The organism is Pseudomonas sp. R1-6 (genome assembly GCF_051132115.1).
In the GTDB taxonomy this organism is placed as follows: Bacteria; Pseudomonadota; Gammaproteobacteria; order Pseudomonadales; family Pseudomonadaceae; genus Aquipseudomonas.
In genome coordinates, this window is sequence record NZ_CP071662.1 from 1,103,869 (window position 1) to 1,126,579 (window position 22,711).

Consider the following 22,711-nt stretch of genomic DNA (forward strand, 5'->3'; position numbering starts at 1 on the left):
TAAACACAAAGTCGCGTTGCTGCGCGGCTGTATTTCACGGCCGACCTTGCGTCGGCCGTTTCATGGGGAGTCAAGAGTGAATCCGGTCAAAGTAGGCATCTGTGGGTTAGGTACCGTCGGTGGCGGCACCTTCAACGTACTTCAGCGCAACGCCGAGGAAATTGCTCGTCGTGCCGGGCGTGGAATCGAAGTGGCACAAATTGCCATGCGCACGCCAAAGCCTCAGTTCCAGACGACCGGTATTGCGATTACCAACGATGTCTTCGAAGTGGCCACGAACCCTGAGATCGACATCGTAATAGAGCTGATGGGCGGCTATACCGTTGCCCGAGAGCTGGTACTCAAGGCCATCGAGAATGGCAAGCATGTGGTCACCGCGAACAAGGCGCTTATCGCCGTTCACGGTAATGAAATCTTCGCCAAGGCACGAGAGAAAGGCGTGATCGTGGCGTTCGAAGCCGCCGTGGCGGGTGGCATCCCAGTGATCAAGGCGATTCGCGAAGGCCTGTCGGCCAACCGTATCAACTGGCTTGCGGGAATCATCAACGGCACCGGCAACTTCATCCTCACCGAGATGCGCGAGAAAGGTCGCACCTTCGAGGACGTCCTCACCGAGGCCCAGGCCCTGGGTTATGCCGAGGCGGATCCAACCTTCGACGTGGAGGGTATCGACGCGGCGCACAAGCTGACGATCCTGGCTTCCATCGCCTTTGGTATACCGCTGCAATTCGACAAGGCTTACACCGAAGGCATCACCAAACTGACCACCGCTGATGTGAACTATGCCGAAGCCTTGGGCTACCGCATCAAACACTTGGGCGTGGCGCGCAGCACCGCCAGCGGCATCGAATTGCGCGTACACCCGACGCTGATCCCGGCCGACCGCCTGATCGCCAACGTCAACGGTGTGATGAACGCAGTGATGGTCAATGGTGATGCCTCCGGGTCGACGCTGTTCTACGGGGCTGGCGCGGGCATGGAGCCGACTGCATCGTCGGTGATCGCCGACCTGGTGGATGTGGTTCGCGCGATGACCTCGGATCCAGAGAACCGAGTGCCGCACCTGGCCTTCCAGCCGGATTCGCTGTCGGCCCATCCGATTCTTCCGATCGATGCTTGCGAAAGTGCCTACTACTTGCGTATCCAGGCCAAGGACCATCCTGGCGTGTTGGCCCAGGTGGCGAGCATTCTTTCGGAGCGCGGCATCAACATCGAGTCGATCATGCAGAAGGAAGTCGAGGAACATGATGGCCTGGTGCCGATGATCCTGCTGACCCATCGCGTGGTCGAGCAGCGCATCAACGATGCGATTGCGGCATTGGAGGCGCTCCAGGGGGTCGTTGGCCCAGTGGTCCGTATCCGCGTCGAACATTTGAACTAATTTAGCGGCAAGCTATAAGCTGCAAGCTGCAAGTAAAAGCCGAACCGCTTTTCACTTGTAGCTTGCAGCTTGAGGCTTGAAGCTCAAACCGAAGGTTTGCCCTATGCGCTATATCAGCACCCGCGGCCAGGCACCGGCCCTGAATTTCGAAGATGTCCTGCTGGCCGGCCTGGCCACGGATGGCGGTCTTTATGTGCCGGAGAACCTGCCACGTTTCACCCAGGAAGAGATTGCCTCCTGGGCCGGCCTGCCGTACCACGAGCTGGCTTTCCGGGTCATGCGCCCGTTTGTTGCCGGCAGCATCCCGGACGCCGATTTCAAAAAGATTCTGGAAGAGACCTATGGGGTCTTTTCCCACAATGCCATCGCACCGTTGCGCCAGCTCAACGGTAACGAATGGGTCATGGAGCTGTTCCACGGTCCGACCCTGGCGTTCAAGGATTTCGCCCTGCAGCTGCTCGGCCGCCTGTTGGACTACGTGTTGCAAAAGCGTGGCGAGCGCGTGGTGATCGTCGGCGCAACGTCCGGCGACACCGGCTCGGCCGCGATCGAAGGCTGCAAGCATTGCGAGCACGTCGATATTTTCATCCTGCACCCGCACAACCGCGTCTCGGAAGTGCAGCGTCGGCAGATGACGACGATCTTCGGCGACAACATCCACAACATCGCCATCGAAGGCAACTTCGATGACTGCCAGGAAATGGTCAAGGCCAGTTTCGCCGACCAGAGCTTCCTCAAGGGCACCCGGTTGGTGGCGGTGAACTCGATCAACTGGGCGCGGATCATGGCCCAGATCGTCTACTACTTCCACGCGGCGCTGCAGTTGGGCGGCCCGGCCCGTTCGGTGGCGTTCTCGGTGCCTACCGGCAACTTCGGCGATATTTTCGCCGGTTACCTGGCGCGCAACATGGGCCTGCCGATCAACCAATTGATCGTCGCCACCAACCGCAACGACATCCTGCATCGCTTCATGAGCGGTAACCAGTACGTCAAGGAAACCCTGCACGCCACGCTGTCACCTTCGATGGACATCATGGTGTCGTCGAACTTCGAGCGCCTGTTGTTCGACTTGCACGGTCGCAATGGTGCCGCGATTGCCGGCCTGATGGACAGCTTCCGCCAGGGTGGCGGTTTCAGCGTCGAAGCCGAGCGCTGGACCGAAGCCCGCAAGCTGTTCGACTCCCTTGCAGTGGATGACGCGCAGACCTGCGAAACCATCGCCGAGGTGTTCGAGCAGAGCGGTGAGCTGCTCGACCCACACACCGCCATTGGCGTGAGAGCTGCACGCGAGTGCCGCCGCAGCCTGGATACCCCGATGGTCGTCCTGGGCACCGCACACCCGGTCAAGTTTCCGGAAGCCGTGGAGAAAGCTGGCGTAGGAAAAGCGCTTGAACTGCCTGCACATCTTTCGGATTTGTTTGAGCGAAACGAGCGTTGCACGGTGTTGCCCAATGACTTGAAAGCCGTGCAGGCCTTTGTCAGCCAGCATGGCAACCGCGGCAAACCTCTCTGATAGCTGGAAGTTGTCACATTTTGAAGCCCGTCTCCTGACGGGCTTTCTTGTTTCTGCATGCCAAACTGGCCGGGTTTCCGCCCTTGGAGGGACGGGCGGGTAATCTCGAAGGAAGTGCAGATGTTGTTCTTTATACGTTGCAAACCAGTGATGAGCTGGATGATGGGCCTGGTGTTTTTGTTTGGGGCGCCATGGGGAGGCGCGGCCCAGTTGGCGGCCTCTGGCAAGCCACCGTTCGAATCCAGCGGACGGATCGCGCTCGATGCCCAGGAGCTGAAGTGGATCAGCGAGAACCCTCGCGTCGTCGTCGCCTCGATGCAGTTCCCGTTGTACCTGTTCAAAAATGAACGTGGGCAATGGAACGGGCTGAACGACGATATTCTCCGGCGTATCGAGCACATGACCGGACTTGAATTCGTTCATCGGGAGTCGTTCTCTCCCGATCAATTAATGGCCCTGTTGGAAAAAGGCGAGGCCGACATGACGACTACCCTGGCGATGAATGACGAGCGCAGGGAGTTCTTGAGTTTCAGCCACGCGTTCGGAGGTTCCGGCTGGGTCTTCGTCGGACGTGACGCAGAGCCCGCACTTCGTTCGCTGGAGCAACTCGAAGGCAAGGTGCTGGTGTTGCCGGCACGGCATGCGTTGGAGTCGGAGATCAGGCGCAATCATCCAGCCATCGAGTTGCGCACGGTCAAGACGTACGGTGAAGCTCGGGCGCTGGTGGAAAGCGGTGAAGCCTACGCCACCATTGAAAATGAAACCGGCGCGCACCTGTACCCTGCGGGACAGCTGCAAGTAGGAAGCAATCTCGAAGGCAAGTGGGAGCCCGACTATCTGGCTGTGCGCCAAGACCTTCGGCCATTGTTAAGCATCCTGAACAAGGCGCTGGAAGCGTTCCCCGCCGAAGAGATGCGAGCGCTGCGCTCGAAATGGCTGACAGGCATCGCTCCCCATCCGTCACCGTCTTCCTGGTTGTACATCAAACAGTGGGGCTACTGGTGTGTGGTCGTGTTCGGGGTGTTTGGCCTGTTGTCCCTGCTGTCGCTGTTATGGAACCGACGCCTGCAGGTCCAGATTGATCAACGCCTCAAGGTCGAGGCCGTACTCAATGACCAACTGAAGTTCCAGCGAGCCCTGATGGACGCCATTCCCGATCCGATCTTCATTCGCGACCTGGAAGGTCGCCTGATCATGTGCAACAAAAGTTATGAGGATCAGTTCGAGACTCGCTTCGAGAAGCTGCTGGGCACGCGCCTGACCGATTCCGCGACGTTTCCAGCAGCAACCGCCGAATTGTTGCACGGCGAGTTGATGGAGCAGCTGCAAACCCGCCAGCCGCGTTTTGTGGACCGCCAACTGATGTTCAGCGGTGGCTTGCGGGACATCTACCACTGGTCAGTGCCGTTCTATGGGGCCGATGGTCAGTTGCGCGGTCTGCTGGGAGGGTGGATCGATGTTGGGCATCGTTGGCGCCGCAACCGCTTCCTGGCTTGATGATGGCCGTGCCTGTTGCCAACCTGTCATATTGGGCGCGCATGCTCGGTTGAACACGCTGCAAAAGTGTCGGTTCGTTGCGCTGGCAGAACTTTAGGCCATGGCCCACGGTCACTTAATGTGCAGTTGTTTTCTCGGACTATTGAAGGGTGATCGAATGGAAAGTATCAGCCTGTTGCTGAATGAAGCCTTGAGTCCGTATCAGGTCACGCTCACTCCCTCCGGTGCCAAGGGTGAATGCCTGGTAACGCTGAAGAACCCCACGGGGGCCATCATGGTCGAGCGGGTGTTCAACCAGGCCCAGCTGGCCGACAAGCGCCAGCTCACCGACGTGGTCGATGGCCTGCACCGCGATGTACTGATCGCCGAAGGCCGCCTGGAGCCCTGCGTGATCGCGGCTTTGCGTAATCTGGCAGGGGACAAGGCCATGGCTGTCCCTAATTGAGCGACGGTTTGAGGGAACCTTCCTACGTCCCTGTGAGTCAGACCTTTTACCAACAAGAGCGAGCATTGTGCTCCGGTGCTTGTCGCTTGTTGCACGGACCTTGAATGGTCACGTTTAACCCCGAGTTGTCTCCCCACTTCTCGGGGTTTCTTTTTGCCTGGCGTTCAGGGCTTGGCTCGTTCTATCCCGCCAAGGGCATCGCTCCCACAGTTAAAGATCTGACAACGTGCTTTAGCTGCTTATCTCAAATAGCACCATCGGCCCGCAGTTTGGCGATCCGCTGCGCATCGTAGCCCAGCTCGCCGAGTACCTGTGCCGTGTGCTCACCCAGCGCCGGCCCGACCCATTCGGATGTGCCCGGCGTGTCCGACAGTTTCGGTACGATGCCCGGCATCTTGAACGCCTTGCCGTCCGGCAGCTTGGCCTGCAAGAACATTTCCCGGGCGAGAAACTGCGGGTCGCTGAACATGTCTTCGGCGCTGAAGATCCGGCTGGCCGGTACTCCGGCCTGGTTCAGTTGGTCGATGACAGCCTCCAGCGGCAGTGAGTTGACCCAGCGATCAATCACGCCATACAGCTCGTCGCGGCGACTGTCGCGTCCATCGTTGCCGGCCAGTTGCGGGTCGTTGGCCAGGTCGTCGCGACCGATGATCTGCATGAAGCGCTTGAAGATTGCGTCACCGTTAGCGCCGATCTGCACGTGCTTGCCGTCGGCACTGGTGTGGATGGATGACGGGGTGATGCCGGGCATGATATTGCCGGTGCGCTCGCGGATGAAGCCGAACACATCGAACTCCGGCACCATGCTTTCCATCATGGCGAAGATCGCCTCGTACAGCGCCACGTCCACCACTTGTCCGGTCCCGCCATTTACCTCGCGGTGACGCAAGGCCATCAGTGCGCCGATCACGCCCCAGAGTGCGGCAATGGAGTCGCCGATTGAAATGCCGGTACGCACTGGCGGACGATCCTCGAAACCGGTGATGTAGCGCAGGCCGCCCATGGATTCGCCGACGGCGCCAAACCCCGGTTGATCCTTCATCGGCCCGGTCTGGCCGAAACCGGAGAGCCGCACCATGACCAATTTAGGGTTCAGCGCGTGCAATACGTCCCAGCCCAGACCGAGCTTTTCCAGCACGCCCGGGCGAAAATTCTCGATCAGGATGTCCGCTTCGCCGATCAGCTGTTTCAGGATCGACAGGCCTTCGGGGTGCTTGAGGTTCAGAGTCAGGGACTTTTTATTGCGTGCCTGGACGAACCACCACAAGGACGTGCCTTCATACAGCTTGCGCCATTTGCGCAGCGGATCGCCGCCGTCGGGGGATTCGACCTTGATCACCTCGGCACCGAATTCACCGCAGATCCGCGAGGCGAAAGGGCCGGCGATCAAGGTGCCGAGTTCAATGACTTTGACGCCGGCAAGGGGTTTGGAAGTAAGCGACATGGCGAATCCTGTAGGACAAAGGCAGAACGAATAGAGCGTTTTATCATAGGCCAACGCCTGTCGCCGCAGGTTGATGGTCGGCAATTCGTGGATTGGCCGCCTCATCGGTTAGACTTGCCGACTTTCCTCGTATCAAGAAGCCCGTTCATGGCCCAGCCGTCCACGACCTACAAATTCGAACTGAACCTCACCGACCTCGACCGCAGTGTGTATGAGAGCGTGAAGCAGACCATCGCCCGCCATCCTTCGGAAACCGAGGAACGCATGACCGTGCGCTTGTTGGCCTACGCGTTCTGGTACAACGAGCTGCTGGCGTTTGGTCGTGGCCTGTCAGACGTCGATGAACCTGCCCTGTGGGAAAAAAGCCTGGATGACCGTGTCCTGCATTGGATCGAAGTCGGCCAGCCGGATGCCGAACGCCTGACGTGGTGCTCGCGTCGTACCGAGCGCACCAGCCTGCTGGCCTATGGCAGCCTGCGTGTCTGGGAGGGCAAGGTGATTCCAGCCGTGAAGACCCTGAAAAACGTGAACATCGCCGCCGTGCCCCAGGAAGTCCTCGAAACCCTGGCCAAGGACATGCCCCGCGTCATCAAGTGGGACGTGATGATCAGCGAAGGGACCATTTTCGTGACCGACGACCGTGGCCAGCATGAAGTCCAGTTGCAATGGTTGCTGGGTGAGCGTGGTTGAGCCATTGACAGGTATTGAGTGAACTCATTGTGGCGAGGGAGCTTGCTCCCGCTTGGGTGCGCAGCGCCCACAATCAAGGGGGCCGCTACGCAGCCCAGCGGGAGCAAGCTCCCTCGCCACGGTCCAGGACCAAAAAGTAGAGAAATGTCCGTCCCCCATGCGCATAGAACCCCGCCAACTGCCCGACACCCTACCGTTCCTCGGTGACCTGCCGCCCCTGTTGACCCGCCTGTACGCAGCACGCGGCGTGCAGTCCGAGGCCGAACTGGACAAGAGCCTGGCGCGCTTGATTCCGTTCCAGCGGCTCAAGGGGATCGACGCCGCGGTGGATCTGCTGGTGACCGCGCTGGAGCAACGCCAGCGGATCCTGATTGTCGGCGACTTCGACGCCGACGGCGCGACGGCCAGTGCCGTGGGTGTGTTGGGCCTGCGGCTGCTGGGCGCGGCTCATGTCGATTACCTGGTGCCCAATCGCTTCGAATACGGCTATGGCTTGACGCCGGAGATCGTCGAAGTCGCCCTGACACGCGAGCCACAGTTACTGATCACCGTGGACAACGGCATTTCCAGCGTGGAAGGCGTGGCGGCGGCCAAGGCGGCGGGCCTGAAGGTGCTGGTTACCGATCACCACTTGCCTGGGTTGGAGTTGCCGCAGGCCGATGCCATCGTCAACCCGAACCAGCCGGGCTGCGAATTCCCAAGCAAGGCTTTGGCGGGCGTCGGGGTGATTTTTTATGTACTGATGGCGCTGCGGGCGCGCCTGCGCGGCCTGGGCTGGTATGCCAGCACGCCCCAGCCGAACATTGGTGAGCTGCTGGACCTGGTGGCGCTGGGCAGCGTGGCCGACGTGGTGCCCCTGGACGCCAACAACCGGATCCTGGTTCATCAGGGTCTGGAGCGTATTCGCGCTGGCCGCGCGCGTCCCGGGATCAAGGCCATCCTGGAAGTGGCCAAGCGCGATCCGTCGCGCATCACCTCCACGGACCTGGGTTTCATCGTCGGTCCACGACTGAATGCGGCGGGACGCCTGGACGACATGAGCCTGGGCATCGAATGCCTGCTGACCGCCGACCCAACGCTGGCCCGTGAGATGGCGGCCCAGCTGGACGGCATGAACCAGGATCGCAAATCCATTGAGCAGGGCATGCAGCGTGAAGCCCTGGCTCAGCTCAAGGACCTGCCGGTGGAGTCGATGCCGTTCGGCTTGTGTCTGTTCGACCCGCAATGGCACCAAGGCGTGATCGGTATCCTCGCCTCGCGCATGAAGGAGCGTTATTTCCGTCCGACCATCGCTTTCGCCGATGCCGGCGACGGTCTTCTGAAGGGCTCCGGTCGTTCAGTGCCGGGCTTCCATATCCGCGATGCCCTGAGTGTCGTTGCGGCACAGCATCCAACCCTCATCAGCAAATACGGCGGCCACGCCATGGCGGCGGGGCTGACATTGCCCGAGGCGAATTTTCCGTTGTTCGCCGAGGCATTCGACGCTGAAGTACGTAGGCAACTGCGTGAGGAGGACCTGACTGGACGACTGCTGTCGGACGGCACCCTGGCGGTCGAGGAATTCCATCTGGAACTGGCCCGGGCACTGCGCCATGCGGGACCGTGGGGCCAGCATTTCCCGGAGCCAGTGTTCCACGGTGTTTTCCAGTTGGTCGAGCAGCGAGTGGTGGGCGAACGTCACTTGAAGGTTGTTCTCAAAAGTGAGTGCGGCTCGCTGAAGCTCGATGGCATCGCCTTTGGCATCGACCGTGAGATCTGGCCGAACCCGACTGTGCGCTGGGTGGAACTGGCCTACAAGCTTGACCTCAACGAGTTTCGTGGCCAGGAAACGGTGCAACTGATGATCGCCCATATCGAGCCGCGATAGCAGAACCCAAGCGAAACCTGTGGCGAGGGAGCAAGCTCGCTTGCCACAAGACCCAGGCAAACAGCTTGGCCGCCCAGGGTCGGTTTTTGGAATCGGAACCCTCCCTCCTTCGAAGTTGTCGACTAGTCTCTAAGCACTGCTTGATAGCCCTTGTGACGTCTTGTCGGATTTTTTGCCCGCGGGGGCGGGTGTTGTACCTTTTTGTCACTCGTCGACTTTTCAAACAGAACCCTGGAGCCTGCCCACTGATTCGAGAGGTGCCCCATGAGTCTGCTGCTGGAACCCTATACCCTTCGCCAACTGACCCTTCCCAATCGCATCGCGGTTTCGCCGATGTGCCAATACTCGAGCGTCGATGGCCTGGCCAACGACTGGCACCTGGTACACCTTGGCAGTCGCGCCGTGGGCGGCGCCGGACTGGTGTTCACCGAAGCCACCGCAGTCACCGCGGACGGCCGTATCACCGCCCAGGACCTTGGGTTGTGGAACGATGAGCAAATCCCGGCGCTGCAACGCATCACCCGTTTCATCACCGCCCAAGGGGCCGTCCCCGGCATCCAGCTGGCGCACGCAGGTCGCAAGGCAAGTACCTGGCGGCCCTGGTTGGGCAAGCATGGCAGCGTCAAGCCGGAGGAGGGCGGCTGGGTGCCGGTCGGTCCTTCGCCAATCGCCTTCGACCCACAACACACCCAGCCGATGCAATTGGACGAGGGGCAGATCGCTGGCGTGATCCAGGCATTCGTGGACGCGGCCAAGCGTGCCCTGACCGCAGGCTTCAAGGTGGTCGAGGTCCATGCGGCCCACGGTTACCTGCTGCATCAGTTCCTGTCGCCCTTGAGCAACCAGCGCCGCGATCAATACGGCGGGTCGTTCGAAAACCGTATCCGGCTGGTGCTGCAAGTGACTGAAGCGGTGAGGGCGGTGTGGCCAGAAGAACTACCGGTGTTCGTTCGCGTCTCCGCCACCGACTGGGTCGAAGACGGTTGGAACCCGGACGAAACCGTGGAACTGGCGCGACGATTCAGGATGTTGGGGGTGGACTTGATTGACGTGTCGTCGGGCGGAACCGCCGCGAATGCGGAAATTCCCACCGGCCCGGGTTATCAGACCCGCTTCGCCGAGCGGGTACGCAAGGAGTCGGAGATTGCCACCGGCACCGTGGGCATGATTACCGAGCCGGCCCAGGCCGAGCACATCCTGCGCACCTGCCAGGCCGATATCATCTTCCTCGCCCGGGAATTGTTGCGCGATCCGTATTGGGCCTTGCATGCCGATGATGACTTGGGTGGGCGCAAGGCCACTTGGCCGGCGCAGTACCAGCGGGCGACGCATCGGGACCAGCCGATCCATGAGTCGGATCTTCGGGACTGAATTGGCGATGAAACAAAAAGCCCCGGTCATTGGCCGGGGCTTTTTGTTTTTTGTTTATCGGGTGTCCAGAGTTGGTTCAGGGATACTTACGCCGATCCGGCGCCGGCGGGAAATACTGGTACAGCCAGGTCTCGCTCAACGTGCGGTCCTTGGAACGCAGGAAGAGCCGCATCTCTACCGGGTCCACGCGATCGTCGGTCGGGTACCAGTCGAAAGTAATGCGGTAGCCCTTGATCGCGTCCAGTACCAACACGTTGAAGTCCTTGACCTCGCCGTGGGAGCAGGTCACGACCGGTTCGATACCGGTGCCCGGTGGCAACTGGTCGAGGCCACCGCCCGTGAAGTCCACGGCAAAGCGCCGCGCCCAGACGGTCGGGTAATGCTCGCCGGGTGCCCAGCCTTCGATGAAGCCGCCCATGCCGGAGCGGGTGGCATCGACACGCGCCAGGTCGGTGCTCACGGGTGGCAAGGCACTCCAGTAGAGCTTGTAGCCGTAGTTCAGCGAATCACCGGCGGCGACGGGTTTTTTCGGGGTCCAGAACGCGACGATGTTATCCAGGGTTTCGCCGGTTGTAGGAATTTCCAACAGATCGACTGAGCCTTCTCCCCATGCGGTCGTAGGCTCGACCCACAGGCTCGGACGTTTGCTGTACCAATCCACGGTGTCCTGGTAGCTGTCGAAGTCATGGTCGGTCTGCACCAGCCCGAAGCCTTTCGGATTCTTGTCGGCGAACGCGTTGAATTGCAGGGTGGCGGGGTTGTTCAGCGGGCGGCAGACCCATTCGCCGTTGCCGCGCCACATGGCCAGCCGGTCGGAGTCGTGGATTTGCGGGTGAATGGTGTCGCACATGCGCCGCTCGACCGTGCCGCAGCTGAACATGCTGGTCATCGGTGCGATGCCCAGTTGCTCAATGGCGGTACGGGCATGGATGTGCGCATCGATTTCCATGACGACCCGGGTCGGCTGGCAATCGATATCGAAACGATAGGCGCCGGTGGCGCTGGGCGAGTCGAGCAGGGCGTAGACCACGAAACGGGTGCTGTTCTTGTCCGGGGTTTCGAACCAGAACTTGGTGAAATCCGGAAACTCCTCGCGCTTCTTCGCATAGGTGTCGATGGCCAAGCCCCGGGCAGACAGCCCGTACTGGCCGCTGGCATCGACGGCGCGGAAATAGCTGGCCCCCAGGAATGAAACGATGTCGTGCCGGTCCAGCTCCGGTGCCTTGAACACCCGGAAACCCGCGAAGCCCAGGTCACCCGTCAATTGCGAGGTATTGACCGTGGTCTTTTCGTAGTTGAACAGCTCTGGGCGGAAATGCACCTCACGGGCCATACGCGTCTTCGGGTCGACGCTGTACATGCGAACCGGCTGCTTGAAACCCATGCCGACATGGAAGAACTGTGCGTCCAGTTGCCCGTCCAGCTCATTCCACAGGGAGTGGTTGGCGTCGTACCGGATGGCATTGAACTGCAGCGGCGACATCTGGGCCAGGGTCGGTGGCAGGACTTGCTTGGTGTCGACGTAGCGGCTCTCGGCCAGCCGCCGGGCCTGATCCTTCAGCCCTTTGAAATCGAAGGGACGGGCTTCGCCGTCGGCGGTCTGGTCAGCGGCCCAGGCGCGTGCGGCCATGAGTCCCGACGCCGATAGCCCGGTGTAGGCGGCAAAGGCCATGGAGGCCTTGAGCAAATTCCTGCGGTGCATAAATACAACCTTAATCAAAGCAATCCCGAGCCGATCCTGGCAACAGAGATTGAAAAAGGAGTTCGGACATGCCTTTGGCCAAACGCGACGAACGTAAGAACAGATACCTGAGAGCTGGATCGGTTCACCGAGGCGCAAAATCATAGGGGAAATGCGAGCTTGGAGAGACAGGAAAGCGTGACCTGGTCAAAATTTCTTACAGTTATTTCCTTTTTTATGAACATTTTGGGTTTTTTTGACTAATTACTCTAAAACTCCCTTTTCACCCGATGAATCCTCCCTATTCTTGAGTGTGAAGGACGATGTAACCGGTTCACCGGGCGCTATCAGGTCAACTCGACGTAACAGAAGGACAAGTCATGACGAAAATACAGGGCCTTACCGAAATGCTGGGAGTCTTCCCGGGCCTGATCAACGCGCGCAAGAAACGCCGGCTCAGCCGGGAAGAATTGAGATTGGTCGAACGGTACCGGGAGCTGTCGGAAAGCGACCGGATCGCCATGCGCTACCTGCTGGATGCGATGCGCAGTGTTTCGCGATTTTGAATACCGATGGAGATCGGCGGCTGGGTCGGGAGGTGTTAGTCGGCGTTACTGCTCTGACCATTCCTGGGGGCGCTCGGTGCGCTGGTGCAATACTCGCAGGACCTGCAGTTGCCCATGCAAGAGTCGGTAAGGCGCAAAAAACGGATAGCGCGTCAGCACCAGCTCTCGGATATCGGGAGCAGGTGAGGGACGACCCGAGCCAGGAAAACGCTGCAGTTGCTGCAACGTTTCAAGGATCGTGAGGACGACCTCATCAGCATCGTCCGGGCCGATAGCGTGGGAGTAATATTCATGGATCGAGTCGAGGTCACTCTGTGCTTTGTCGGTCAGTACGATGCTCGGCACGCTTTGCCCACTTAGCCTTCACGGCGTCCAGGTCGGTCAGATGTCCAGCATCGGCATCCGCCATGCCTTCGCTGATCGCTTGCAGATGCCACGATTCGGCTTCCACATATCGAACCAATGCACGCTTGAGGTGATATTGACGGTCGCGGTCGGTGGCGGCAGCCAGCAAGTCCAATTGCTGGGCCAGACCTTCCTCGACACGAAAGGACAAAACGGGCGAGGCCATGGTTCATCTCCTGGATGTATACATTGTAGACACCCTAGGCGCTGCCAGAATCTCCGTCAACCGGCGGCGTGCACCGATCGACGAAAACCTTAGCAGGACGAGCGCGGGGCGGGCATGGGCATGTGTTGCCAACGTTGTCTTTACATCAGTGCTTGAACATCACATGCCGCACCACTGTGTAATCCTCCAACCCATACATGGACATGTCCTTGCCGTAGCCAGAACGTTTCTGACCGCCATGGGGCATTTCGCTGACCAGCATGAAGTGGGTATTCACCCAGGTGCAGCCGTATTGCAGCCGCGCCGAGAGGCGATGGGCGCGGCCGATGTCGGTGGTCCATACCGATGAGGCCAGTCCGTAGTCCGAATCGTTGGCCCAGGCCAACACTTGCGCTTCATCAAGGAACGGCGTGACGGACACCACCGGGCCGAAGACTTCGCGCCGGACGATTTCGTCATCCTGCTGGGCATCGGCCAGCACTGTCGGTTCGAAAAAGAAACCGTTGCCTTCTACCGCCTTGCCCCCGGTGACCAGGCGGATGTGGGGCTGGGCGATGGCTCGCTCGACGAAGGCGGCCACTCGGTCACGATGCTGGGCAGTGATCAGCGGCCCCATCTCGGTGTCGGGCTCGTTCTGCAGACCGTACTTGATGCTGGCGACGGCGGCGCCGAGTTTCTCGACAAACTTGTCGTAGATCCCTTGCTGGGCGTAGATGCGGCAAGCGGCGGTGCAATCCTGGCCAGCGTTATAGAAGCCGAAGGTGCGGATGCCTTCCACCGCAGCGTCGATGTCGGCATCATCGAAAATGATCACCGGGGCCTTGCCGCCCAACTCCATGTGCATGCGTTTGACGCTGTCGGCGGTACTGGAAATGATGTTCGAGCCAGTGGCGATGGAGCCTGTGAGGGATACCATGCGCACTTTCGGGTGGGTGACCAGCGGGTTGCCCACGGTTTGCCCGCGGCCGAAGATCACGTTGAGCACGCCCGCCGGAAATATCTCTGATGCCAATTCCGCCATGCGCAACGCTGTCAGCGGCGTCTGCTCCGACGGCTTGAGCACCACCGTGTTGCCGGCGGCCAGGGCGGGGGCGATTTTCCAGGCAACCATCATCAACGGGTAATTCCACGGTGCGATGGACGCGATGACGCCCACCGGGTCGCGACGGATCATCGAGGTGTGGCCCGGCAGGTATTCGCCGCCCGCCGAGCCGTTCATGCAGCGACTGGCGCCGGCAAAGAAGCGGAACACGTCGGCGATTGCCGGGATTTCGTCGTTCAGCGCGGCGTTGAACGGTTTGCCGCAGTTATCCGATTCCAGTTTCGCCAGTTCCTCGCCATGGGTCTCGATGGCGTCCGCCAGCTTGAGCAGCAACAGGGAACGGTCCTTGGGCGGCACCTGCGACCAGGATTCGAAGGCGTTGTCGGCAGCGCGGACCGCGGCATCGACCTGGGCCTCGCTGGCTTCGTTGATTTCCACCAGCACCCGGCCCAGGGCCGGATTGAAAACGGCCTGGCCAGGGCCCTCGCCGTTGACGAGGTGGCCGTTGATAAGCAGTTTGGTTTGCATGTCCATGTCCTCTTGAACGTTAGTGCTTTTCTGTGGGAGCGAGCCTGCTCGCGAAGGCGTCCTTGCAGCCGACATCTGTGTTGAGCGCTGGTCAGTCATCGCGAGCAGGCTCGCTCCCACAGGGGATATTCATTTTGGCGGCGAATCTATTTCCCACCGCTCCCCGCCACGCTTTCGCCACCACGGGTCAGGTAATACGCGCCGAGGATCGGCAACATCGTGACCAACATCACCAGCATCGCCACCACATTGGTTACTGGGACGTCGCGAGGGCGGCTGAGCTGGTTGAGCAGCCAGAGCGGCAAGGTGCGCTCGTGGCCGGCGGTGAAGGTGGTGACGATGATTTCATCGAACGACAAGGCAAACGCCAGCATCCCTCCGGCCAGCAGGGCCGATCCCAGGTTGGGCAGGACGATGTAGCGAAAGGTCTGCCAGCCGTCGGCGCCCAGGTCCATCGAGGCTTCGATCAGACTATGGGACGTGCGGCGCAGGCGGGCGATGACGTTGTTGTAGACGATCACCACGCAGAAGGTTGCGTGGCCGACGATGATGGTGAACATCCCCGGCTCGATGCCCAGGCTCTTGAAGGTCGCCAACAGCGCAATGCCGGTGATGATCCCCGGTAGGGCAATCGGCAGGATCAACATCAGGGAAATGCCTTGTTTGCCGAAGAAGTCCCGGCGATACAGCGCCGCCGAGGCCAGGGTGCCGAGCACCATGGCGATCAGCGTGGCGACAGCCGCCACTTGCAACGACAACTTGATCGCTTCCAGCACGTCCGGGCGCGAAAAGGCCACGCTAATCCATTTCAACGTCAGGCCCTTGGGCGGGAAGCTGAACGCGGCGTCTTCGGTGTTGAAGGCATATAGGAAGATGATCAGGATCGGGAAGTGCAGGAACACCAGCCCGCCCCATGCCGCGATGCGCAGGCCCCATGACGCTCGAGAGTCAGAGTGCATCGAAAGCCCCCAGTCGCTTGACGATGGAAAGATAGATGGCGATCAGCACGATGGGCACCAGCGTGAATGCCGCGGCCATGGGCATGTTGCCGATGGCGCCTTGCTGGGCGTAGACCATGCTGCCGACGAAGTAGCCCGGCGGGCCCACCAGTTGCGGCACGATGAAATCCCCCAGGGTCAGCGAGAAGGTGAAGATCGAGCCGGCCGCGATGCCTGGGACCGACAGCGGCAGGATTACCTGCATGAATGTCTGGTGTGGACGGGCGCCCAGGTCCGCCGAGGCCTGCAGCAGCGACGGCGGCAGGCGTTCGAGGGATGCCTGGATCGGCAGGATCATGAACGGCAGCCAGATGTAGACGAACACCAGGAAGCGCCCCAAGTGCGATGTGGACAACGTGCTGCCGCCCACGCCGGGAATCTCCAGCGCCCATTGCAGCAGCGGCCCCAGGCCCAGGTGCTGGACGAACCATTGCGCCACGCCGCCTTTGGCAAGCAACAGCGTCCAGGCATAGGCCTTGACGATATAGCTGGCCCACATCGGCAGCATCACCGCGATGTAGAAGAACGCCTTGGTCTTGCCGCTGGTGTGGCGCGCCATGTAATAGGCAATCGGGAACGCAACCAGGGCGCTCGCGATGGACACGGCAATCGCCATGGTCAGGGTGCGAGCGATGATGTCGAAATTCGATGGCTGAAACAGTGCTGAAAAATTCGCCAGGGTCAGGTCCGGCGTGACCGCCATGGTGAAGTCGTCGAAAGTGTAGAAGCCCTGCCAGAGCAGGGTCAGCAACGAACCCAGGTAGATCGCGCCGAACCAGATCAGCGGAGGCACCAGCAGCATCGACAGATACAGATTCGGTCGTCGGTACAGCAGATTCGAAAAGCGCCGCAACGCCGAGCCGTGCGTCGCTGTTTGAGTCATGGCCAAGGTGCTCATCTCAGACCTCGCTGCCGACGGTGTCGTGCAGGGCAACCATCGCCTCGCGGGCCCAGCGCACGGCCAGGTGCTGGCCGGCCTGATGCCGGGTGCCGTTGTCGCTCCACTGGGTGTTGGCCTGGCTGAGGCTCAGGGTCTGGCCGTTTTCCAGCTTCAATTCGTAGCGTGTCGCGCTGCCTTGGTACTGGATGTCATGGAGCAGGCCATTGACCTCTATTTCATGACTCTCCAGCGGTCCTTCGGCAAAACGCACGTGTTCCGGACGAATCGAGAACGGCTGTGGATAACCGCTCAGTTGTCGCGCCAGTTCGCCGCGGATCACGTTGGAGGTGCCGACGAATTCGGCAACGAAGGTGGTGGCCGGTTTCATGTACAGGTTGCGCGGCGTATCGACCTGTTCAATGCGGCCCTTGTTGAACACCGCCACGCGATCGGACATCGACAACGCTTCGGTCTGGTCATGAGTAACGAAAATGAAGGTGATGCCCAGCTGCCGTTGCAGCTTCTTCAGTTCGCCTTGCATCTGTTCACGCAGCTTCAAGTCGAGGGCGCCCAGCGGCTCGTCCAGCAACAATACCCGTGGGCGATTGACCAACGCACGGGCCAGGGCGACACGCTGGCGCTGGCCGCCGGAAAGTTGCACCGGCTTGCGCTCGCCGTAGCCGCCCAGGGCTACCATCTCCAAGGCTTCGTCGGCGCGCTTGATGCGCTCGGCCTTCGCGACGCCTTTGACTTTCAAGCCATAGGCCACGTTGTCGCGCACATTCATATGGGGGAACAGGGCGTAGTCCTGGAAAACCGTATTCACGTCCCGCTGGTAGGGCGCAAGACCCACGGCTTCTTCACCGTGGATACGGATCGAACCGGCGCTGGGTTGCTCGAAGCCTGCGATCAGCCGCAGGCAGGTGGTCTTGCCGGAGCCGGAAGGGCCCAGCATGGAGAAGAACTCGCCGTCCTGGATGTCGATGGAGACCCGATCGACGGCCTTCACATCGCCGAACTGACGGGACACATGGGTGAACTGGACTGCAAGTGTCATGGTGCGGGGCTCCACAAAACGGGGCTAAGTACTAGCGGTCGGGCAGGAACCTGTGGCGAGGGGATTTATCCCCGCTGGGCTGCAAGGCAGCCCCAAAGCAGGCGACTCAATCTGCCTGATACCCTGAGACGTCAGTGTTGGGGGCGCTTCGCGCCCCAGCGGGGATAAATCCCCTCGCCACAAAAGCACTGTCGGGCTGCGGTTAACGCCCACCCATGATCGCAATGTAATCCTGGGTCCAGCGGCTGTACGGTACGAACTTGCCACCCTCGGCCTGGGGCGTTTTCCAGAAAGCGATCTTGTCGAACTGATCGAAGCCGTTGGTTTTGCAACCTTCGGCGCCCAGCAGTTCGCTGCCTTTGCACGCCTCGGGCACGGCAGGCAAGGAGCCGAACCATGCGGCCACGTCACCCTGGACTTTCGGTTGCAGCGACCAATCCATCCACTTGTAGGCGCAGTTGGGGTGCTTGGCCTCGGCGTGCAGCATGGTGGTGTCGGCCCAGCCGGTGGCGCCTTCTTTGGGAATGGTCGAGGCGATTGGCTGTTTCTCGTTCATCAAACCGTTGACCTGATACGGCCAGGCGCCGGACGCCACCACGCCTTCGTTCTTGAAGTCGCTCATCTGCACGGTGGTGTCATGCCAGTAGCGGTGAATCAACGGTTGCTGGGCCCGTAGCAATTGGAGCACAGCCTTGTACTGGGTTTCGTCGAGCTGGTACGGGTCCTTGATACCCAGTTCAGGTTTGGCGGTCATGAGATAAAGCGCCGCGTCGGCGATGTAGATCGGGCCGTCGTAGGCTTGCACGCGCCCCTTGTTCGGCTTTCCGTCGGGCAGGTTCTGGGCTTCGAACAGCACGCTCCAACTGGTCGGTGCCTGCTTGAATACCTGGGTGTTGTACATCAACACGTTTGGGCCCCACTGGTAGGGCGTGCCGTAGGTCTGTTGATTGACCACATACCACGGCGCGTCTTTGAGGCGCGGGTCGAGGTTTTTCCAATTGGCGATCAGCGCGGTGTTGATCGGCTGCACGCGTTTGCCGGCAATCAGCCGCAACGAGGCATCGCCCGAAGCAGTGACGAGGTCATAGCCGCCCTTGCTCATCAGGCTGACCATTTCATCGGACGTGGCGGCGGTTTTCACGTTGACCTTGCAGCCGGTTTCCTTTTCGAAACCGGTGACCCAGTCATAGGCCTTGTCGCTTTCACCGCGTTCGATGTAGCCCGGCCAGGCGACGATATCCAATTGGCCTTCGCCGGCACCAATGGCCTTGAGCGGTTCGGCGGCCTGGACGCTGACGCTGGTCAGCAGCGCCGTGGTGATTGCACTGAGCAATACGGTCTTGTGCGCGTACATGGAAATCCCTCTTGCTTTAATTATGGTCGGGGCAGTTTTTTGAGAACGTGTCGCTGGTTATTGTTTTAGCTTAGCTGCAAGCCTTGAGCCGCAAGCTGCAAGGCAGCGAAGGGCTTGAAAGCTCGCAGCTCAAAGCTCCCGGCCATGCCGGGCCATGATATGGCGCACCACGCTGTAGTCCTGAAGCGAGTCGCTGGACAGATCTTTCCCATAGCCCGAGCGTTTCAAGCCGCCGTGGGGCATCTCGCTGACCAGCATGAAATGGCTGTTGATCCAGGTGCAGCCGTATTGCAGCCGTGCCGCCACTTGCATCGCCTTGTCCAGGTTCTGGGTCCATACCGAGGAGGCCAGGCCATATTCCGAATCGTTGGCCCAGTCCACCGCTTGGCTGAGCTCGTCGAAGCGGGTCACGGTGACCACCGGGCCGAACACTTCCCGTTGGACGATCTCGTCGCTTTGCTTGCAGCCGGCCAGCAGCGTCGGCTGATAGTAGAAACCGGCCCCGGAATGCACCGCCGCACCGGTGATGCGTTCGATGTGCGGCTGGCCAAGGGCTCGCTCGACAAAACTGGCGACACGGTCGCGCTGGCGCACGCTGATCAGCGGACCGATTTCATTGTCGGCGTCGCGCTTGCCGGCAAAGCGCAGGCTGCCGACCGCCGCGCCGAGTTCCGCCACCAGCCGGTCGTGGATACCGGCCTGGGCGTAGATCCGGCAGGCGGCGGTGCAATCCTGTCCGGCGTTGTAATAACCATAGGTGCGCACGCCCTCGATCACCGCTTGGAGATCGGCGTCGTCACAGACAATCACCGGGGCCTTGCCACCCAGTTCCAGATGCGTGCGCTTAAGGGTTTTCGCCGCCGCCTGAAGGATCTTCTGGCCGGTGACGATATCGCCGGTCAGCGAGACCATGCGCACCTTCGGATGGCTGACCAGATGGTTGCCGACGCCTTCGCCGCCACCGCAGATGATGTTGATGACGCCGGGCGGCAGGATCTCGGCCAGTATTGGCGCCAGGGCCAGGATCGACAGCGGCGTGTGCTCGGAAGGCTTGAACACCAAGGTATTGCCAGCGGCCAGGGCTGGGGCGATCTTCCAGGCCGCCATCATGATGGGGTAGTTCCACGGCGCGATGGAGGCCACCACGCCGATCGGGTCGCGGCGCACCATGCTCGTGTAGCCCGGCAGGTATTCACCGCTGAGCTGGCCGGTCTGGCAGCGCACCGCGCCGGCAAAGAAACGGAACACATCCACCGTGGCGTTCAAATCATCCTGGCGAGCCAGGTGCAAGGGCTTGCCGCAGTTCAAGGATTCGAGACGGGCCAGGTGATCGGCATTTTTTTCGATGGCGCTGGCGATTTCCAGCAGCAGGTTCGAGCGTTGTTGCGGCGTGGTACGTGACCAGCCGCCGAAGGCGTGATGAGCCGCGAGGATCGCGGCTTCGACCTGTTCGATACTGCCCTCGGCGATTTGCGCAACCACTTCACCCGTGGCCGGGTTGAGAATCGGCTCGACAAAACCCTCGCCGGCCGCCAATTCTCCGTTGATCAACAACGCGGTACACAACGGGGTTTGCGTGCCAGCCATGTTTTATTTCTCGAGTTGTCAGCGGTCTTGAGGATTCAGCAAGACTAGTGCGCACTCGCAAGGCCTACAAATTCGAAATACTCAACGCTGCGTTCGATTAAATCGATGGCTTGCGTCCGCCATGGGATTGTTCCCGAGCGACCGCCAGGAACGGGTCGACCGAGGCCGGGCGTGCAGTTCCCCGGCGCCAGGCCAGCCCGACATCCAGCGTCTGGTTGAGGTCGGCGATGGGGCGCGCCTCGATGATGTCGCCTTCCAGCGACCAGGGGCGGTAGGTCATGTCCGGTTGGATCGAAACACCCAGGCCGGCCGCCACCAGGCTGCGTACCGCTTCGGTCGAGGCTGTGCGCAGGGTGATTTGCGGTTGCAGGCCGGCGCCGCGCCACAGGCGTTGCGCGTTGCGGTCCATCTCATCGACGTTCAATTGGATCAGCTGTTCCCGGGCGACATCCGCCAGGTGGATGCTGTCGTTTTCAAGCAGCGGATGCTGCGCCGGCAACCACAAGCGATGGGGTGAGTGGGTCAGCACTTCGGTCTGCAGGGCGTGGCGGTCTTCCAGGTTGGAGAGGATCAGCACGCCGACATCGATCTCGCCGCTGACCAGCAGATGTTCGATGTAGGGACGTTCGTCCTCCATAACCCGGATTGCCACATTGGGGTAGGCGCGCTGGAAACGGGTCAGGAGATCCGCCAGGTAGTAACCGGCGACCAGGCTGGTCACGCCGATGGTGATCTGGCCGGCCACCTGGTCGGTGCTTTGCTGCAGGCTACGCTTGGCGTTATCGACCGTGGCGAGAATCAGATGGGCCTGGCGCAGGAACTGGTGTCCCTGATGGGTCAGCGTCATGCCTTTCGCGTGGCGGTTGAACAGGCTGACGCCGATTTCCTCTTCCAGTTGCTGGATTGCCAGGGTCAAGGTCGATTGGGAGATGAATGCGGTCTGCGCGGCGGCGGAGATCGAGCCGGTCTCGGCCACCGCGATGAAATGACGGATCTGGCGCAGGGTCATCATGACGCACATCCTGAGATCGGATTTATCGAGACCTTGTAGTGTATATCGTTTTTATCGAATGTTGCCGGCGAGACTCTGGTTGCCCAGGCAACATCTCGAAGCAATGTGACCAGGGGTAGTAGGGCACTTTCGTTCTAGGCTGAGGGCCTTATGATCCGGTTAACCCGAATGCGTGGAGGCGGCAAATGAACACCCGTGGATTGCTCGATCAGTTACTCAAGTCCGGTCAGGAAATGTTGCAGAACAAGGCCGGCGGTTCGCAAGGCAAGCCATCCAGCGGCCTGGGCGGGTTGCTCGGCGGCTCCGGCAACCTGGGCGGCATGCTGTCCGGCGCGGGGGGCGGGGCGCTGGCGGCGAGCGCCATGGGCATGCTGCTGGGCAACAAGAAAGCCCGCAATTTTGGTGGCAAGGCGCTGGCTTATGGTGGCCTGGCTGCCCTGGGCGTGATTGCCTACAAGGCTTACGGCAATTGGCAGGCCCAACAGGGCAACGCGCCGAAAACCGAGCCGCAGACCCTGGACCGCGTGCCGGCGGCGCAAGTCGAGCAACACAGCCAGGCGATCCTCAAGGCTCTGGTCGCGGCGGCCAAGGCTGACGGCCATGTGGATGACCGCGAGCGGCAGTTGATCGAAGGCGAATTCACCAAGCTCGATAACGACCAGGAGCTTCAACACTGGCTGCATGCCGAGCTCAACAAACCGCTGGACCCCACCGACGTGGCACGTGCCGCAAGCACGCCGGAAATCGCCGCAGAGATGTACATCGCCAGTGTGATGTTGGTGGACGAAGAGAATTTCATGGAAAAATCCTACCTCGACGAACTGGCGCGGCAGTTGAAGCTGGAGCCGGGGTTGAAGGCGGAACTGGAAAAGCAGGTGCGCCAGGCGGCTGCCTGATCTGCTCGTAGAGTAATTGGAAGAGTTGAAACTATACCTGTGGAGGTTGCTGCGGGATCAGTCCCAGCCGTCGCTGCTGATCCTCCGACCTTCCGGCCGGCAATCGGGTGGGGGGTTAAATAGGTTTGCGGGGGAAAGATGCTTTTCGTGGCGAGGGAGCTTGATCGCGCTGGGTTGCGCAGCAGCCCTAAAATGGCTCCCTCGGTCAACCTGACACACCGAGCCAACTGGTTTCAGGGGCGCTGCGCGCGCCAGCGGGAGCAAGCTCCCTCGCCACAGGGGGCGTACGCGGAATCTCATTGCCCCTAAAGCCGCCGGGCGGGCTGCCGCT

General features: G+C 60.8%; 20 protein-coding genes. 9 read left to right on the forward strand and 11 right to left on the reverse strand.

Annotated features, from left to right (window positions below; translation table 11 throughout):
* Positions 1-76: 76 nt before the first annotated feature.
* The 4 genes from J3P81_RS05145 to J3P81_RS05160 all read left to right on the forward strand — a co-directional run bounded on the left by J3P81_RS05145 (position 77) and on the right by J3P81_RS05160 (position 4,836).
* On the forward strand, positions 77-1,381 hold the full coding sequence (locus tag J3P81_RS05145) for a homoserine dehydrogenase (RefSeq protein WP_420764183.1): 1,305 nt from the start codon (positions 77-79) through the stop codon (positions 1,379-1,381).
* 103 nt (positions 1,382-1,484) lie between these two features.
* Positions 1,485-2,894 (forward strand): threonine synthase, encoded by a 1,410-nt coding sequence (gene thrC, locus J3P81_RS05150; RefSeq protein WP_420764184.1) that lies wholly within the window; start codon positions 1,485-1,487, stop codon positions 2,892-2,894.
* 120 nt (positions 2,895-3,014) lie between these two features.
* On the forward strand, positions 3,015-4,391 hold the full coding sequence (locus J3P81_RS05155; RefSeq protein ID WP_434562475.1) for a transporter substrate-binding domain-containing protein: 1,377 nt from the start codon (positions 3,015-3,017) through the stop codon (positions 4,389-4,391).
* A 157-nt stretch (positions 4,392-4,548) separates the two neighbouring features.
* Entirely contained in the window at positions 4,549-4,836 is a 288-nt protein-coding gene (locus J3P81_RS05160) for a DUF3509 domain-containing protein (protein WP_420764186.1), read from the forward strand.
* A gap of 244 nt (positions 4,837-5,080) precedes the next feature.
* On the opposite strand, the gene J3P81_RS05165 is transcribed toward J3P81_RS05160, so the two are convergent.
* Positions 5,081-6,280: a CaiB/BaiF CoA transferase family protein gene (locus tag J3P81_RS05165; RefSeq protein WP_434562477.1), complete on the reverse strand. Its 1,200-nt coding sequence runs from the start codon at positions 6,278-6,280 to the stop codon at positions 5,081-5,083.
* A gap of 147 nt (positions 6,281-6,427) precedes the next feature.
* Between J3P81_RS05165 and J3P81_RS05170 the strand changes: the two genes are divergently transcribed.
* The 3 genes from J3P81_RS05170 to J3P81_RS05180 all read left to right on the forward strand — a co-directional run bounded on the left by J3P81_RS05170 (position 6,428) and on the right by J3P81_RS05180 (position 10,208).
* Positions 6,428-6,970: a YaeQ family protein gene (locus tag J3P81_RS05170; RefSeq protein WP_420764188.1), complete on the forward strand. Its 543-nt coding sequence runs from the start codon at positions 6,428-6,430 to the stop codon at positions 6,968-6,970.
* Positions 6,971-7,127: 157 nt separating this feature from the next.
* Positions 7,128-8,837: a single-stranded-DNA-specific exonuclease RecJ gene (recJ, locus tag J3P81_RS05175; RefSeq protein WP_434562479.1), complete on the forward strand. Its 1,710-nt coding sequence runs from the start codon at positions 7,128-7,130 to the stop codon at positions 8,835-8,837.
* 264 nt (positions 8,838-9,101) lie between these two features.
* Positions 9,102-10,208 (forward strand): NADH:flavin oxidoreductase/NADH oxidase, encoded by a 1,107-nt coding sequence (locus J3P81_RS05180; protein WP_434562481.1) that lies wholly within the window; start codon positions 9,102-9,104, stop codon positions 10,206-10,208.
* 76 nt (positions 10,209-10,284) lie between these two features.
* Here J3P81_RS05180 and J3P81_RS05185 read toward each other — a convergent pair whose 3' ends face one another.
* Positions 10,285-11,910 (reverse strand): glucan biosynthesis protein D, encoded by a 1,626-nt coding sequence (locus J3P81_RS05185; RefSeq protein WP_420764191.1) that lies wholly within the window; start codon positions 11,908-11,910, stop codon positions 10,285-10,287.
* A gap of 359 nt (positions 11,911-12,269) precedes the next feature.
* On the opposite strand from J3P81_RS05185, the gene J3P81_RS05190 reads away from it, so the two are divergent.
* On the forward strand, positions 12,270-12,455 hold the full coding sequence (locus J3P81_RS05190) for a hypothetical protein (RefSeq protein WP_434562483.1): 186 nt from the start codon (positions 12,270-12,272) through the stop codon (positions 12,453-12,455).
* Between the two features lie 45 nt (positions 12,456-12,500).
* On the opposite strand, the gene J3P81_RS05195 is transcribed toward J3P81_RS05190, so the two are convergent.
* The 9 genes from J3P81_RS05195 to J3P81_RS05235 form a co-directional block, all read right to left on the reverse strand.
* Positions 12,501-12,800 carry a type II toxin-antitoxin system RelE/ParE family toxin gene (locus J3P81_RS05195; protein WP_434562485.1) on the reverse strand — a complete coding sequence of 100 codons (300 nt, stop codon included), beginning with the start codon at positions 12,798-12,800 and terminating at the stop codon, positions 12,501-12,503.
* Positions 12,763-13,026 (reverse strand): CopG family ribbon-helix-helix protein, encoded by a 264-nt coding sequence (locus J3P81_RS05200; protein WP_420764194.1) that lies wholly within the window; start codon positions 13,024-13,026, stop codon positions 12,763-12,765. The genes J3P81_RS05195 and J3P81_RS05200 overlap by 38 nt, the downstream gene beginning before the upstream one ends.
* Positions 13,027-13,171: 145 nt before the next feature.
* Positions 13,172-14,596 carry a gamma-aminobutyraldehyde dehydrogenase gene (locus J3P81_RS05205; RefSeq protein WP_434562487.1) on the reverse strand — a complete coding sequence of 475 codons (1,425 nt, stop codon included), beginning with the start codon at positions 14,594-14,596 and terminating at the stop codon, positions 13,172-13,174.
* 146 nt (positions 14,597-14,742) lie between these two features.
* On the reverse strand, positions 14,743-15,555 hold the full coding sequence (locus J3P81_RS05210; protein ID WP_434562489.1) for an ABC transporter permease: 813 nt from the start codon (positions 15,553-15,555) through the stop codon (positions 14,743-14,745).
* A complete protein-coding gene (locus tag J3P81_RS05215; RefSeq protein WP_420764197.1) occupies positions 15,545-16,492 on the reverse strand; it encodes an ABC transporter permease in 948 nt (315 codons plus the stop codon). Before J3P81_RS05215 ends, J3P81_RS05210 begins: the two co-directional genes overlap by 11 nt.
* A 1-nt stretch (position 16,493) precedes the next feature.
* A complete protein-coding gene (locus J3P81_RS05220; protein WP_434562491.1) occupies positions 16,494-17,531 on the reverse strand; it encodes an ABC transporter ATP-binding protein in 1,038 nt (345 codons plus the stop codon).
* A 202-nt stretch (positions 17,532-17,733) separates the two neighbouring features.
* On the reverse strand, positions 17,734-18,885 hold the full coding sequence (gene ydcS / locus J3P81_RS05225) for a putative ABC transporter substrate-binding protein YdcS (protein WP_420764199.1): 1,152 nt from the start codon (positions 18,883-18,885) through the stop codon (positions 17,734-17,736).
* Positions 18,886-19,014: 129 nt separating this feature from the next.
* Positions 19,015-20,472, reverse strand: a complete 1,458-nt coding sequence (locus J3P81_RS05230) for a gamma-aminobutyraldehyde dehydrogenase (RefSeq protein ID WP_434562493.1) — start codon at positions 20,470-20,472, stop codon at positions 19,015-19,017.
* Positions 20,473-20,569: 97 nt separating this feature from the next.
* A complete protein-coding gene (locus tag J3P81_RS05235; RefSeq protein ID WP_420764201.1) occupies positions 20,570-21,484 on the reverse strand; it encodes a LysR family transcriptional regulator in 915 nt (304 codons plus the stop codon).
* A gap of 185 nt (positions 21,485-21,669) precedes the next feature.
* Between J3P81_RS05235 and J3P81_RS05240 the strand changes: the two genes are divergently transcribed.
* Positions 21,670-22,380, forward strand: coding sequence for a tellurite resistance TerB family protein (locus tag J3P81_RS05240; protein ID WP_420764202.1), 711 nt, complete (start codon positions 21,670-21,672; stop codon positions 22,378-22,380).
* Positions 22,381-22,711: the final 331 nt, after the last annotated feature.

What these genes read in the sequence shown, in the direction of transcription:
- thrC (WP_420764184.1), top strand. Translation starts at nt 1,485, where the DNA reads ATGCGCTATATCAGCACCCGCGGCCAGGCACCGGCCCTGAATTTCGAA.
- J3P81_RS05155 (WP_434562475.1), top strand. Translation starts at nt 3,015, where the DNA reads ATGTTGTTCTTTATACGTTGCAAACCAGTGATGAGCTGGATGATGGGC.
- J3P81_RS05160 (WP_420764186.1), top strand. Translation starts at nt 4,549, where the DNA reads ATGGAAAGTATCAGCCTGTTGCTGAATGAAGCCTTGAGTCCGTATCAG.
- J3P81_RS05165 (WP_434562477.1), bottom strand. Translation starts at nt 6,280, where the DNA reads ATGTCGCTTACTTCCAAACCCCTTGCCGGCGTCAAAGTCATTGAACTC.
- J3P81_RS05170 (WP_420764188.1), top strand. Translation starts at nt 6,428, where the DNA reads ATGGCCCAGCCGTCCACGACCTACAAATTCGAACTGAACCTCACCGAC.
- recJ (WP_434562479.1), top strand. Translation starts at nt 7,128, where the DNA reads ATGCGCATAGAACCCCGCCAACTGCCCGACACCCTACCGTTCCTCGGT.
- J3P81_RS05180 (WP_434562481.1), top strand. Translation starts at nt 9,102, where the DNA reads ATGAGTCTGCTGCTGGAACCCTATACCCTTCGCCAACTGACCCTTCCC.
- J3P81_RS05185 (WP_420764191.1), bottom strand. Translation starts at nt 11,910, where the DNA reads ATGCACCGCAGGAATTTGCTCAAGGCCTCCATGGCCTTTGCCGCCTAC.
- J3P81_RS05190 (WP_434562483.1), top strand. Translation starts at nt 12,270, where the DNA reads ATGACGAAAATACAGGGCCTTACCGAAATGCTGGGAGTCTTCCCGGGC.
- J3P81_RS05200 (WP_420764194.1), bottom strand. Translation starts at nt 13,026, where the DNA reads ATGGCCTCGCCCGTTTTGTCCTTTCGTGTCGAGGAAGGTCTGGCCCAG.
- J3P81_RS05205 (WP_434562487.1), bottom strand. Translation starts at nt 14,596, where the DNA reads ATGCAAACCAAACTGCTTATCAACGGCCACCTCGTCAACGGCGAGGGC.
- J3P81_RS05210 (WP_434562489.1), bottom strand. Translation starts at nt 15,555, where the DNA reads ATGCACTCTGACTCTCGAGCGTCATGGGGCCTGCGCATCGCGGCATGG.
- J3P81_RS05215 (WP_420764197.1), bottom strand. Translation starts at nt 16,492, where the DNA reads ATGAGCACCTTGGCCATGACTCAAACAGCGACGCACGGCTCGGCGTTG.
- J3P81_RS05220 (WP_434562491.1), bottom strand. Translation starts at nt 17,531, where the DNA reads ATGACACTTGCAGTCCAGTTCACCCATGTGTCCCGTCAGTTCGGCGAT.
- ydcS (WP_420764199.1), bottom strand. Translation starts at nt 18,885, where the DNA reads ATGTACGCGCACAAGACCGTATTGCTCAGTGCAATCACCACGGCGCTG.
- J3P81_RS05230 (WP_434562493.1), bottom strand. Translation starts at nt 20,472, where the DNA reads ATGGCTGGCACGCAAACCCCGTTGTGTACCGCGTTGTTGATCAACGGA.
- J3P81_RS05235 (WP_420764201.1), bottom strand. Translation starts at nt 21,484, where the DNA reads ATGATGACCCTGCGCCAGATCCGTCATTTCATCGCGGTGGCCGAGACC.
- J3P81_RS05240 (WP_420764202.1), top strand. Translation starts at nt 21,670, where the DNA reads ATGAACACCCGTGGATTGCTCGATCAGTTACTCAAGTCCGGTCAGGAA.